Genomic DNA, 13,664 nt, shown 5'->3' with positions numbered 1-13,664 from the left:
TGTCCGTAAGATCGGACTCAGGGCTATTTTCGCGGCAACAAACGGTTGTGGTGTCCTTTTGATCCTCGATTGGCGTGAAGCCACCCTCGCTTTCTCAAAGGCGCATCAGAGCCCGCCGCTCCGCCTGCGGCCTGCATTCCTGGCACACGCCGACAACGGTGCCCTTCTCATCCGCATAGAAGGCCAGCTTCTTCTCCTTCTTCCGGCAGAACGAACATGCTTGCTTGCCCGGCGCAGCCTTCTTTTTCTCCTGGTACAACGACAGTTGAATGACTTTGGAAGTTTCCGTCTTATCTCTCACCTTCTGATACACTTTGTACAGGCCATAACCGCATACGATCAGAACGGGGATAAGAACGAGGAAATAGATCATGGCTCATCCTCCCTACATGGTTGCTGCAAGCTTCCCCCGGCCATCCATCATCCCGCCTGATCCTCGACGTGTGATACGCACCTATCCAGCGGAAGACGAAGCGTCATTCGGGTTCCATGGCCTGCGCGGCTTTCGAAACGAAACTGTGATTGCTCGCCATAGTACATTTTCATCCGGGACACCACGTTGCGCAGACCGAACAAATCCTTCTCCTTCTTGCGGTCCGACAAAATCCCGTCAGCTGCCTGACCCGCCGCTTCATCCAGCTTCGCACAAATATATTGCAGCCTAGCGCTGTCCACGCCTACGCCGTTATCGCTCACTTCAAGCACGAGCAGATGCCCTTGCAAATACGAGGAAATGACCAGCTCGCCGCCTGTACTCATCTTCTCCAAACCGTGAAGAACGGCATTCTCGACAAGCGGCTGCAGGAGAAGCTTCAGCACATGATAAGGCTTGCTTTCCTCGGCGATCTCATACCGTACGCTGAAATGATCCAGAAACCGGAGCTGCTGCACTTTAATATAATATGTCAAATGCATGATTGTCTCTGCAACTGAAAATGTTTCATTGCCTTTATTCAGACTCAGCCGGAAAAACTTGGACAAGTTCAGCACCATCTCGCTGATTTCGTCAGCTTCGTAGTTCTTGGCCGTCCAATAAATGGAGTCCAATGTATTATACAGGAAATGCGGATTAATTTGGGACTGCAGAAATTTCAATTCCATCTTGGATAGCAGCAGCTGCTTCTCATAATGGTCCCGGATGAGCAGTTTCTGGTTTTCCGCCATCCTATTGAAGGACTCGATGACATACCCCAGCTCATCCACCCGCTGATCCTCCAATTGGATCGTGAAGTTGCCGGTGCGCAGCTGCTTCATCCCATACGCGAGCTTGCGCAGCGGCGACGAAATGCCGCGATAGACGATCCACGAGATGACAATCGCGAGGACGAGACTGACGACCACTATACCGTATGTGAAAATTTTCAGCGAGTCCGTATGGCTGCGAATTTCCCAGAGCGGCTGCTCCATCATCAGCGACCATCCGGATAGCTTCGATTGCACGGATATATTGACCATTTCCGTCCCGGTCTGCGGCGATTTGCGGATCGATCTCGCTTCTTCCTTCTTGTCCCAAACCTGCGCGCCGAGCCCCGCTCCCGTACCGGTAATGAGCTGGCCGCTGCTGCCGAACAAATAGATGTTGGCATTCTTGGAAGGCAAGAGCGGCTTCGCCTGCTCAATCAACGTGCTCTTCTTGATCGATAGTACGAGCAAATTCGGATTGATCAGCGTCCGGTTGTACGGATCCATCGTCCGGATCAGATGCACGCTATCCGCATCAAAATACGATTCCCCCTCCTGCGGCGTATAGAAGTAAGTCCCCCCGCCCGCTTCCATCAGCCGGATATACCAATCCTGCTTCTCTGCGCCCTCCGGCAGCTTCCGGCCGCCGAGCTTCGTAGAGATGACGGTCCGCGATGGCATATGAATAATCGTGATTTGATCCACCATCAAGTTGACGGTCGTCATGCTCGTCAGTTGATCCATCACCTGTGCAAGCTGCACGAACGACTGCTTCCCCGGCTCTTGGCCGACGGACTGCAAGGTCGCATTCATGTTCATATCGAACGCAATCAGAGAGGAGAGCTGCTCGATATTTTGCAGCGTTAGATCGATATAATCCGCCATCGTATGCAAGGCCCCTTGCGTTCGCTCCCCCGTCTGCACTTCCAGGATCGTCTGCGACTTGGCGATAGCGAACAGACTGAAGCCGGAGATGGGCAGCAGGATCAGCAGAAAATACCATGTCAGCCTGACCTGGATGAATCCGGTCAACAGCTTGCGCAATTTAGGCAGTACGTCTTTCCCCATACGGCGGTCCCTCCATTCGGTCCGGTTCATGGCTTCGCCTGCTTGGCGGTTTCCCGCCACCATTCATTCACTTCACCGGTAATCTCGTCGCCGCCGGCATCCTTCCACTTCTTCACAAAGGCATCGAATTCCGTGATCGGACTCATGCCCGCAATAATTCGGGTAAAGGTCTCTTCCTGCAGCTTGGACAGCTTGACCTGGTGCTTGCCCATAGCGGGCGTCGGAGGTCCGTTGAAACGGTTCTGCATGAGATTGCCGTCTATGCGCTGCAAATTGTCATACAACCGGTACTGCTGGCCCAGACCATCCAGCCGGTCCCGGGTCATCTCCGGATCCACCGTGTCGGCGAGAGCGCCATAAATGCCGCGATACCCGTGCTTGATATGTTCATCAAATGAGATGGACAGCTTGCCGTTCACGCGCTTCCACACCTCATTCTCGAAGCCGAGCTTCAAACTCATCTGGCCGGGCCCTGCGATAAAATCAAGAAATCGGACAACCGCTGCCGCATTGGCGCTTTTGAGAGGCACAACATTATAGGAGCGAACCGTGGACGTGCTGTACACCCCATGATGGCCGCCCGGCCCTACAGGGAAATCCAGAGGGATCCATTCGGCGTTCGCATCCTGCTTGCGGTTCGCTGCAATATGCGTACGGGTATCGGACCATGCGGCCGAATACAAGCCGACTCGGCCGGAAGCGATTTTATCGCCGAGCACGTCGATTTTGTTCAGCGGAAATTCCGGATCCAGCACATCCTGCTCATAGAGGGAGTTCAAATAGCGGAGAGCCTCTTTCATTTCCGGCATAATGCCCGCATATACAAGCTTACCGTCCCGCTCGTACCAGGCATTCATCTGTACCCCGAATGCGCCGAGGAATGGCGAGGTTCTGCCGAGCCGCTCCAGAATCGAGAGCCCGTACGTATCCTTCTTCCCGTTCCCGTCAGGGTCCTGTTCGGCGAATGCCTTCATCACGGCCGTATATTCCTCAATCGTACGCGGCGGCTTCAATCCCAGCTTATCCAGCCAATCCTTGCGCGCGTACATGATTTCAGTCCCTTTCACCTCGCTCAGGCTCGGAATGGCATAGATGTTCCCGTCCACCGTTACGTTATCCCAAGCCGCCTGGGGGATTTTGGCCTTCAAGTTTGCCCCGTACTTCTCGATATAGCCGTTCAAAGGCGTCAGCGCTTTCTGATTGACGAAATTGATGAACCAGGACGGAGAGCTCGTATTGAGCAGATCCGGCGGATCCCCCGAAGTCATGATGACGTTCAGCTTCTCGTCGTAGCCGTTTAAGGGCGGCAGGGTCACATTCACTTGAACGCCGGTATTTTGCTCGATATAGGCCAAATAAGGGTTGTGTCCGGCATCCATGCCTTCCGGAAAGCTCATGCCCAAGCTGTTCGCCACAATGCGAATGAGCGGCGGCGACGCTTGGTTGCCCTTGTTGTCCCCTGCCTGTGTGCCGCAGCTTGTGGCTGTGAAGACTACGGCAATGGACAGCACAGCAAGACGTTTCGCACCTTTCATGGTCCCACCCCTTCCGGCTAGCGTTCCGCGAGGATGCGCTGCATGACCGGCGTCAGCCCGTCGGCCATTCGGGCAAAGCCCAGATCCGTCGGATGGGATCCGTCCACCGTGCAGTCCTGCGCATCTTCGCCTAGGAGGGCGGAGCCGTCGCAGAAATCTATATAGGCGTCTCCATTCTCGCGGCGCTGTTCCACCGTCTGCATCGATACGCGTCTGCGGTCAGCCCGGTCCTGCCGCATGGCCGCTTCGAAACGTTCTCTTGCATGGGTAATCCGCGAAATAACCAGAATCGGCGTCACGGGATGCTTCGCCCGGTAAATGTCAATGAAGGCGGGCAGCGTCTGCTGCAGCAGCTCCGTCGAAACGCAATTCGCTTCATAGTCCAAGATGAGGCATGCCGGTTCGTGCAGCTCCGCGATAATATGAGCGAGCTCAGGCTCGCCTTTGCCATTGCCGGAAAAGCCCAAATTCAGAAATTCGAGGTTGAAGCGCCGCGATAAAATATTCGTGTACGCCATGCCCGGACGGGAAGCGCACGCTCCCTGCGTAATGGAGGTGCCGTATATAATCACTTTGCGCTCAGACTCGTAAGGGGGAGGCTCCGCGATTCCGGCACCGGGCATTAGGCCGATCCAGACCTCTTCCACTGCTTGATATAATGGAAAATTGAGCGTAATGCTCCGGTTCTCCCGGGCTAAATCATCGAACAGGACACTTTCGTATTCGGACTGCCGGTGATCGTATCGGGTCGTGCCATAAAAAACTTGCTCACCGGGTCCGCCGATATAGCAGTCAAATCCGCATTGTCCGGTTGCCGCCATATGGTACATATCCGCTGCGCCTCTCAGCTTGACGCGAAGAGACAGCGCAGGGGAATCGGTAACAAACCGGATTTGCCCGCCGGACGTGCAGTCGGCCAGCTGATCGACCGCGGCCGGCAGCGGCCAAGCCGGTTGTGCCGGAAGCCGGCGGTAGCGTCCTTCCGCTTGCAGCCAGCCGAAGCCCGCAACTTGAAACGGCTGCTCAAGCGGCGAGTGCCATTGCAATGCGCGAGTCCCTGAAGTTATGTGCATATTCGCATCCAATTGTGCGGCGTTAACGCCTTTCGCTATATCCATCGGAACATCCCCTTCCTTCATTGGCTTTATAGCCAGCTCTTTATTACAAATTTTCGGCACATGCCCGCCAATCCCTTTTTTGACCTTCATCAATGGTTATTAAAGTACCAAAAGAAGTCATCGTCCTCTGCTGTGACTCCCGGCCTGCTGTAATACAATGGGAATAACCTGTGAGATCAGGTTACAAAAGGAGGAGAACTTCGTTGGCAGACATGAGCATCAAACCATACACCGCCGATATCGTCATTCTCGGCGGTGGTACGGGCGGCTGCGCCGCCGCTTTGGCCGCAGCCAAGTCGGGCAAGACGGTGATCATGACCGAGGAAACCGATTGGATCGGGGGCCAGCTGACAAGCCAAGCCGTTCCGCCGGACGAACACCGCTGGATCGAGCAATTCGGCTGTACGCGAACGTACAGGCAGTTCCGGGACGGCGTGCGCAACTATTACCGCCGCCACTTCCCGCTCACCGAGGAAGCGCGCTCCCGCCTCCACCTCAATCCCGGGAACGGCGGCGTATCGCGGCTGTGCCACGAACCTCGCGCTGCGCTCGCGGTGCTGCAGGAAATGCTCGCCCCTTATATTCACAGCGGAAGATTGCGAATTCTGTACCGCTACCGGGTAAAGGCTGCCAGCGTGGACGGTGACGATGTGCGCTCCGTCACGGTGAAGCATACGCAGACCGGAGAGGAGCTGCTGCTGACAGCCGCTTACTTCCTGGACGCGACGGAGTGCGGAGATGTCCTGCCGCTTGCCGGAGCAGAGTATGTAACCGGCGCGGAATCGTTCAGCCAAACCGGGGAACCCCATGCGGTGAAGGGCGAAGCTCTGCCGCAGGACATGCAGGGACTGACCTACTGCTTCGCCATGGATTATATCGAAGGCGAAGATCATACGATCGAGCGGCCGGAGCGCTACGATTTCTGGCGCGCTTACCAAGCCGATTTCTGGCCGGACCGGCTGCTGAGCTGGACGGGGGTGCGCCCGCATACGCTGGAGCCCGTCCAATACGAGCTCTTCGAGGGTACGGAGCACTATTCCCTCTTCTATTACCGGCGCATCATCGATGCCGGCAATTTCGAGCAAGGCTTCTATCCGAGCAGCATTACGCTCGTCAACTGGCCGCAGAACGATTACTGGCTCGGTTCCGTCATTGACGTGCCGGAGAGCGTGCGCGAACGTCACCTGTGGGACGCCAAACAGCTCAGCCTTTCGCTGCTCTATTGGCTGCAAACCGAGGCGCCGCGCCCCGACGGCGGCCGCGGCTACCCGGGCCTCCGATTGCGCAAAGATATCGTCGGCACGGACGATGGCCTCGCGATGTATCCGTACATCCGCGAATCGCGCCGGATTAAAGCCGAGTTCACAGTGCTCGAGCAGCATGTGGGGGCAGCCTGCCGTGAAGACGGCAAGGCGGAGCATTTCTATGATTCCGTGGGAATCGGCTGCTATCGCATCGACCTGCATCCGAGCACAGGGAACCGCCACTACATCGATATCTCCTCCCTGCCGTTCCAGATTCCGCTAGGCAGCCTGATTCCCGTGCGAATGAACAATTTATTGCCCGCCTGCAAAAATCTTGGAGTCACCCACATCACGAACGGCTGCTACCGGCTTCATCCGGTCGAGTGGAATATCGGCGAAGCTGCCGGATTCTTGGCCAGCCGCTGTATCGACCGCCAGCTGAAACCGCGGGACATCCGCAACCGGCAAGCGGAGCTGCAGGACTTCCAGCGCATGTTAACCAGCTTCGGAATCGAATTGGAATGGCCGGCCATTCATGCCGTGTAAGCCGCAATAACCGTCCAATCAAATCAAAGATGAGGTGCTTAACCGATGAGCAAAGTAAAAGTAGCTGTAATTGGAGCCGGATCGATTTCCGAAATGCATTTGAGATCGTATCAAAACAATCCGGACGTTGAATTGGTTGCCATCTGCGATCTCAACGAAGAACGCGCCCGGACCAAAGCCGAGAAATACGGCATTAGCCGCGTTTTCACCGACTACCGCGAGCTGCTTCAAGATGCCGGCATCGATGCCGTGAGCATCTGCACATGGAACAACTCCCATGCCCCGATCTCCATTGCCGCGCTGGAGGCCGGCAAAAACGTGCTGACGGAGAAACCGCTGTGCAAAACGGTCGAGGAAGCGCTTGAAGTTGAGAAAGCCGTTCAACGGTCCGGCAAAACGCTGCAGGTCGGCTTCGTCCGCCGCTATGCGTCTAACACGGGCATTGTGAAGTCGTTCCTGGATAACGGCGAGCTTGGCGACATTTATTATGCCAAAGCTTCCTGCATCCGCCGATTGGGCAATCCGGGCGGCTGGTTCGCCGATGTGGAACGGTCCGGCGGCGGACCGCTGATCGATGTCGGCGTGCACGTCATCGACCTGTGCTGGTACTTGATGGGCCGGCCGAAAGTCAAATCGGTCTCCGGCAATACGTACAAGCGGCTGGGCAACCGGGCGAACGTGAAAAACCTCGCATTCTACAAGGCGGCCGACTACGATGCGACACATAACACCGTCGAGGATATGGCGAATGCTTTGATCCGCTTCAAGAACGGCGCTTCCATTCTTGTCGATGTCAGCTTCACGCTGCACGCCAAGGAGGACGAGCTCACGGTCAAAGTGTACGGCGACAAAGGCGGCGCCGAGCTCGAGCCTCAGCTGGCCATCGTCACGGAGAAGTATGACACGATTATGAACCTGACTCCGCAGATCAATAACTTGTCCTTCGACTTCGTAGCCGGTTTCCAGCAGGAGATCAATTACTTCGTGGAAGTGTGTCAAGGCAAGAAAGAGACCCTCTCTCCCGTTCAAGACGGCGTGGAGATGATGAAAATTTTGTGCGGCATTTATGAATCCAGCCTGTTAGGCAAAGAAATTCACTTCTAAGACCTTCCTCCGGAAGCCGACATACGGAAAAGCCTGCAATTCTCTAGTTATTTCGTAAAGGGAAGGATTGTGAAGCCGTTGAAGAAGTCGAAATGGTTATTGTTCTCCTTATTGCTGTCGATGGTCGTTTCCATGTGGCCGATGGCGGCCTCCGCTGCGGAGACCGGGACAGGAACAGGGGCTGGAGCCGCAGGAGCGGCGGCCAGCCCTTCCGCCGCTGCGGATTACATTGAAGTCGAAGCCGCACCGGCCGATATTACGATCGATATCGAAGGTCCGCGCAAGCAAATCAATTACGTTGATAAAAATGTAAGCGGAATTACCGATTATATCGCGCTGTTCACGCCGGAGTATGCAACGCAGATGACCGTCGGCACGACCTCAGTCGCCGTCGTTGTCGATGCGGCAAGCCAGGTCACCCGGGTCGTCAATCCGTCCGTGAACGGCGGGGTGCCGGTCTGGACCGGCCCAACCGATTTGGTTATCCCCCAAGGCGGTTACATTCTCGTAGCCAATGACGACAGCTGGGCCAACAAAACGTATAAACAGTATTTGGCCAAAAATTTCAAAGTCGGGGATAAAATCAAGCTGCGCAAAAACGGCGATGTCATTCCGGTAACCGCCCTGATGACGGGACAAGGTCTGAAGGTTCAGCTGAAGCTGAACAATGACGATTGGTTCACGGTAACGCAGCCGACCGCTGCAATCTCAGGCAAGCTGGACAATGTGGAGCAAGGCGTCTCCTACGCCGTCAAGATCAATGAGACGAATGTTGCGCTGCAGGCAGGCCATACGTTCCAGATCACCATGGCGCTTGCGGAAGGCGTCAATTATTTCGATGTCGTCGCACTCAAGAACGGCGTAGAGAATGACCGCAAATCGCTGATCGTTTTCTACAAGAAGCAGACCGGCGCTCCGAAAGAAGTCGTGCTTTGGGTAGACCAAGGTACGAACATTTTCAAACTCCAGACACCGGAGAACATTCACGACATGCTGTTGAAAGCCAAGGATGCCGGCGTCACGGCGGTCGCGCTGGATGTGAAAGGCGTGGAAGGGTTCGCTAACTACAAGAAGAACGATCTGACCGGACGCCCGCACATCTCGCTTATGACGGCTCCGACCCGGGCGGGCGCGAATCCTAACCTGGACATGCTGGAAGAATTCATTAAATACGGTCATCAGCTGGGGATCAAAATTCATGCGGCATTCAACGTATTTGCAGAGGGCTCTCCCGCCCACAATGAATACGGTCTGCTGAACCAGCATCTCGATTGGGAGGAACGCGTCTTCCGTCCGGAAGACGGCGGCCAAATTCTTCGCCTGCGCGAGAGCAACTATTTCAAATCGGGCAAATCGCTCGTCGCTTTCGTGAACCCGGCGAATGACGATGTGCGCGCCTTCGAACTCCTGAATCTGGAAGAAGTTATCAAAAACTATGATGTGGACGGCATCGTGCTCGACCGGACCCGCTACGATAACGAAACGGCCGACTTCTCTGCACAGACGAGAACCAAGTTCGAAGCCTTCCTTGCCGCAAGGGGCAAGCAGTTGAACAATTGGCCGGCGGACGTATTCTCATATGTGAACAATGGCAGAGTCAACGGTCCGCTGATCAACGATTGGTGGGAATTCCGTTCCTTAACGATCAAGACGTTCACGGACGATGTACGCGCCCTTACGGACCGCTACACCGCTCTGAAAGGCAAGAAGATTCAATCTTCCGCTTATGTCGGCTCGTGGTTTGAATCGTATTATTTGAACGGCGTTCATTGGGGCAGCCCGAATTTCAAATATGATAAGCGGCTCCAGTTCCCTGAAGACAGTTTGTACACGGACTCTTATTCCAACACAGCCTATGTGAATAACATCGATTTCTTAATGATTGGTACTTATCAGACGACGCAGAAAGAAATCGAGCATCATATTACGTTAGGCAACATCATCACGAACGGCGAAGTGCCGATGTACGCCAGTATCGCGCTGGCGAACATTCAAGACCCGCCGCTTCAGCGGTCCGTCTTCCAGGCCGGCTTGTCGCAGTCGAATGGCCTCATGCTCTTCGATTATTCGCAAGTCAACTGGCCGGTCGTGAAAGCTTCGCTCCAGAACGTGGAGTATGTGAAGGATTACCAAGTCGGCTCAAGCGTTCCGGGCAACAGCGAATCATTCATCGAAGGCGATATGTACAATGTCAGCCGCAACGAGAACAATCTCAATGTGTACACCTCCTCATTCGGTCAGACGACAGCTACGACCACCTTCGGTGTAGAAGCCATTGTGGAAAGCAATGGAAAAGTCAGTAAAGTCGTCAACCAGCAGCAAGCATTGACTTGGAATTGGACGAATATGTCGCCCAATAATAGCGTCATACCGCAGGGAGGCTTCGTGATCTCCGCGCTGGACGCATCCGGCGTCAGAACGAGACGCCAGCTTGTCGCTCGCACCTATAAGGCAGGCGACGAGGTGAGAGCCGCCGTATTACGCGGGCATTTGGCTTACGAAGGCGCCTCTACCCCTCTGGCGAACATCGAGATCAAAGGCAGCGTTGAGGTACTGGGCCCCGGCACGGCTGAAGTACGCGTAGGCGGCGTTCCGGCCGCACTGCTACCGAACGGCGATTTCAGCGGTACGGCCGCTTTAAACGTAGGCGCCAACGACGTAAGCATGGCCGTCTATGTGGACGGCCGCAAAACGAACGAGAAAATCGTCCGTATTACGCGCACAGCTCCGGTTCTGACCGGCCTCACACTGGATGCGCCATCGTACCGTCTGGTGAAAGGCGATACGCATACAGCCGTGACGACGGCCGTGTACTCGGACGGATCGACGCTGCCGCTCATCGGCGCCGCCTTCTCCTCCAGCAATCCGCTGGTGGCAGCCGTTACACCTGACGGCAAAATTACGGCGCTCATGGCTGGAACGGCCGAGATTACCGCGCAGTATGAAGGCTTAACCGCCACCTCGACCGTCACTGTCGTCGAAATGACCCGGCTAGCTTATGAACAGCCGAAATACGCTATCGTCCAAGGTGAATCGTTCGCCGCTCCTTTGCTGGCCACGTATTCGGACGGTATGACGGCGTTCGTCACAACCGGACCGGCGTACCGCTCGTCGCATGACAAAACCGCCATTGTCACGGAGGACGGAACGATTACGGGCGTGAAGCAGGGTGCCGTGAAGATCACCGCCTCCTATCAAGGATTCAAGGCCGAGATCAAAGTCAAAGTCTTCAAGGATAATAAGGATAAAAACGATGAGCAAGCCAACATGGAGCTAGAGAGAGAATTAGACGCGATTGCTGCGGAGGAGCTTGAATAAAGTTGGAAATGGAAAAGGAGCTAAGCCGCTTGATGGGCTTAGCTCCTTTACTCGTATGCTGCGGTTCACTCGGTCCAAGAATTGGCTGAATAAAGCTGCTTTGACTGTTAGGGAAGTTCCAGCCATTGGAATGGCGTCTCGGCGGCTTTCCTGCCGTATTCCAAGATGGCGGCAATGGCAAGCGTTTGGTCTTTCGGGACAGCGGGCTTACCGGATTCAAAGAAGTGCACGAGGTTGTCAATGAAAGCCCCGAAGAAATTGGACTCTACTTTCAAATACTGCGACTGACCGCTTACCGTTTTCAAGGCCATGCTGAACGGGCAGTCTCCGCCATACTGATGCAATGTCGCCTGCCTGCCGTCTGCGTAGCCGATGATCAGGGACGGCGTATTCGGCGTACCCGTCCACATCACCCGCTTCACATCCGCGCCCATTAGCGCGACGATCGGTTCAACCTGGTGGATGGCATACGTCTCGAACCTGCCCGGCCCCAGCGTGCATACGGACTCGATCTCCTCCAGCTGCAGACCCGTATATTCCGCGGCGAACCGGAGCGCCGAAGTGGAATACATCGGCGTGCCGTGCTTCTCGGCCAGCTCGAACATGCGGGCAGCCGCAGCCCGGTCGGGGGCGAACGTCTTGTCGATGTATGTCGGCTTACCCGACCGCAGAGCGGCCTGAGACAGCTCTTCATGGTGCTCGGCATGATCCGGCGACAGCACGATCAAATAATCGCTTCGCTCGACAACGGCTTCGGCGGATTCCAGCAGCTGGATCCCCTTCTTCTCGCACCATGCCGCATTGGTCAGTTTGCCTTCAACATTCGTCTTGCCATAAGCGTAAGCGACCTTCATTCGGTTCCCTGACGCCGCTTCAATCCAAGCCGGATATTTCTCCGCATGCCATTCATCCAAGAAATAGTCGATAAATCCGATATTTTTCATTGCCTTTCGCTCCTCCCCGAAATAAAACCCCCGCGGCTAGAAGCCACAGGGGATACCGCCTTGCTTACTTCTTGTTTGCAGCGTACCATTCATTGGCCGCCTTTGTCATCTCATCTCCGCCGTCCGCCTTCCACTGCGCCAGGAACTTATCATAGTTCTCAAGCGGCTCGGCTCCCGTGATGTATTTCAAGAACGTGTCTTCCATCAGCTTTTGCAGCTTTTGATTGTTTTTACCGATTGCCTCCAGCGGCGGAGCGAAGGAAAGCGGATCAACCACCGTATTGCCTTTGGCGGCCTCCTGATTCTTATTGAACGCGTCCGTCAGTATCGGATCTTTGCGGACACGCGCTTGCCAGTAAATCGGGTAATTTTTCTCATCCACACCGGTCAAGAAGGAAGAAGCGTTGTTGTATTGATCGTTGAAAATCGGCAGAATGGGGAAATAGTTGCCATTCTCCACTTTATGGTGGACACCCTCTTTCCCGATCGTCGCTTCCTTGTGAATATCTTTGTCGAGCTTCAGGTCCAAATATTTGATGATGTCCTCTTTCTTATCGGCCCATTTGGGAATGCCCACATAGTAGCTGATGCCTGCCGTTGCCATGACTTGAACCTTGCCGTCATCCCCCTTCAGGTAGGGCAGGCTGGCGATTTTGGCGTTCGGCGAGTTTTTGAGCAGCGCATTTTGCACGGTCGGCGCATTGAAATAGCCGTTGGAGATGATGGCCGCTTTGCCGCTCGTGAAGTTCTCAATCACTTTATTCGCCTGGTTCAGCGACCATTCCTGGTCGATCAATTTCTCGCTGTACAGCTTTTTCATAAATTCCAAATATTTTTTCATATTCGGATTTTCCACCGCATTGACCAGCTTCCCGTTGACATCCTGCCACCCCGTCGTCGCTGTCGATTGCACCATCGTCAGACCGAAGGTCGGCAGCACCTCCGGAAGCAGCGGGCTTTTGCCGCCGGACATCGCGATGACATTCTTCTTCTCCTTGATCGTCTTCATGACGTTATACAGCTCATCCCGCGTCGTAGGCGGCTTCAGCCCCAACTCATCCATCCAATCCTGGCGGATAATGAGCGCCGAGTTGACGACCGTTCCCGAACCGGTCTGCGGGATGCCGTAAATCTTGCCGTTCAACTTGGCACCGTTCCAAGAGTTCTGGGAGATGACGTTCTTCATATTCGTTCCGTATTTGTTGACCAATTCGTCAATCGGCTCCAGCGCGCCGGAGGACGCGAGCTTCGAATATTGCGGACCGGTCAGCAGCATGAAGGAATACTGCTCTTTGTTCGCCATTAACAGGTTCAGCTTGTCATCCGGATTCTCTACAGGCAGCATGTCGTACGTCACCTTGTAGCCCGTCTTCTCATTCAGAAACTTGGCTACGACTTCCGCATTGGGGTCGAAGCGCGCATACTGCAGCAGCGCCTTGAATTCCGGCTTCGGCGCATTGGCATTGGCGGTGGCAGCCGGAGCCGCCGAGGTAGAAGGAGCTGAGGTACTGGCGGGACTGCTGCTTCCGCAAGCGGCTAAAGATGCCGCAATCGTGGTGATGGATAATACGGCTAAACATTTTTTGAACATGCGTGTGCCTCCCT

At 55.1% G+C, this 13,664-nt stretch carries 9 protein-coding genes; 3 read left to right on the top strand and 6 right to left on the bottom strand.

Going from position 1 to position 13,664, the window contains the following annotated elements; translation table 11 throughout:
• Positions 1–94 precede the first annotated feature (94 nt).
• The 4 genes from J2X61_RS07700 to J2X61_RS07685 are packed head-to-tail and all read right to left on the bottom strand — an operon-like array spanning position 95 to position 4,993.
• Positions 95–373, bottom strand: coding sequence for a hypothetical protein (locus tag J2X61_RS07700; RefSeq protein WP_274468685.1), 279 nt, complete (start codon positions 371–373; stop codon positions 95–97).
• 47 nt (positions 374–420) lie between these two features.
• Entirely contained in the window at positions 421–2,250 is a 1,830-nt protein-coding gene (locus J2X61_RS07695) for a cache domain-containing sensor histidine kinase (RefSeq protein ID WP_310187028.1), read from the bottom strand.
• 26 nt (positions 2,251–2,276) lie between these two features.
• Positions 2,277–3,785 carry an extracellular solute-binding protein gene (locus J2X61_RS07690; RefSeq protein WP_310187025.1) on the bottom strand — a complete coding sequence of 503 codons (1,509 nt, stop codon included), beginning with the start codon at positions 3,783–3,785 and terminating at the stop codon, positions 2,277–2,279.
• A 17-nt stretch (positions 3,786–3,802) separates the two neighbouring features.
• Positions 3,803–4,993, bottom strand: a complete 1,191-nt coding sequence (locus J2X61_RS07685; protein ID WP_310187397.1) for an SGNH/GDSL hydrolase family protein — start codon at positions 4,991–4,993, stop codon at positions 3,803–3,805.
• Positions 4,994–5,115: 122 nt separating this feature from the next.
• On the opposite strand from J2X61_RS07685, the gene J2X61_RS07680 reads away from it, so the two are divergent.
• The 3 genes from J2X61_RS07680 to J2X61_RS07670 all read left to right on the top strand — a co-directional run bounded on the left by J2X61_RS07680 (position 5,116) and on the right by J2X61_RS07670 (position 11,115).
• Positions 5,116–6,693: an FAD-dependent oxidoreductase gene (locus J2X61_RS07680; RefSeq protein WP_274469318.1), complete on the top strand. Its 1,578-nt coding sequence runs from the start codon at positions 5,116–5,118 to the stop codon at positions 6,691–6,693.
• A gap of 45 nt (positions 6,694–6,738) precedes the next feature.
• The gene (locus tag J2X61_RS07675) at positions 6,739–7,797 is read left to right on the top strand and encodes a Gfo/Idh/MocA family protein (protein WP_310187022.1); all 1,059 of its coding nucleotides are present in this window, start codon (positions 6,739–6,741) and stop codon (positions 7,795–7,797) included.
• A gap of 78 nt (positions 7,798–7,875) precedes the next feature.
• Entirely contained in the window at positions 7,876–11,115 is a 3,240-nt protein-coding gene (locus J2X61_RS07670; RefSeq protein WP_310187019.1) for a hypothetical protein, read from the top strand.
• Between the two features lie 107 nt (positions 11,116–11,222).
• Here the strand turns inward: J2X61_RS07670 and J2X61_RS07665 are convergent, their stop codons facing one another.
• Both J2X61_RS07665 and J2X61_RS07660 read right to left on the bottom strand, forming a co-directional pair.
• Entirely contained in the window at positions 11,223–12,059 is an 837-nt protein-coding gene (locus J2X61_RS07665; RefSeq protein ID WP_310187017.1) for a Gfo/Idh/MocA family oxidoreductase, read from the bottom strand.
• Positions 12,060–12,123: 64 nt separating this feature from the next.
• Positions 12,124–13,650, bottom strand: coding sequence for an extracellular solute-binding protein (locus tag J2X61_RS07660; protein WP_310187015.1), 1,527 nt, complete (start codon positions 13,648–13,650; stop codon positions 12,124–12,126).
• Between the last annotated feature and the right edge of the window lie 14 nt (positions 13,651–13,664).

The sequence above is a fragment of the Bacillus sp. 3255 genome (genome assembly GCF_031456485.1).
Lineage (GTDB): Bacteria > Bacillota > Bacilli > Paenibacillales > NBRC-103111 > Paenibacillus_E.
This window is presented reverse-complemented; position numbering and strand designations above follow the sequence as displayed.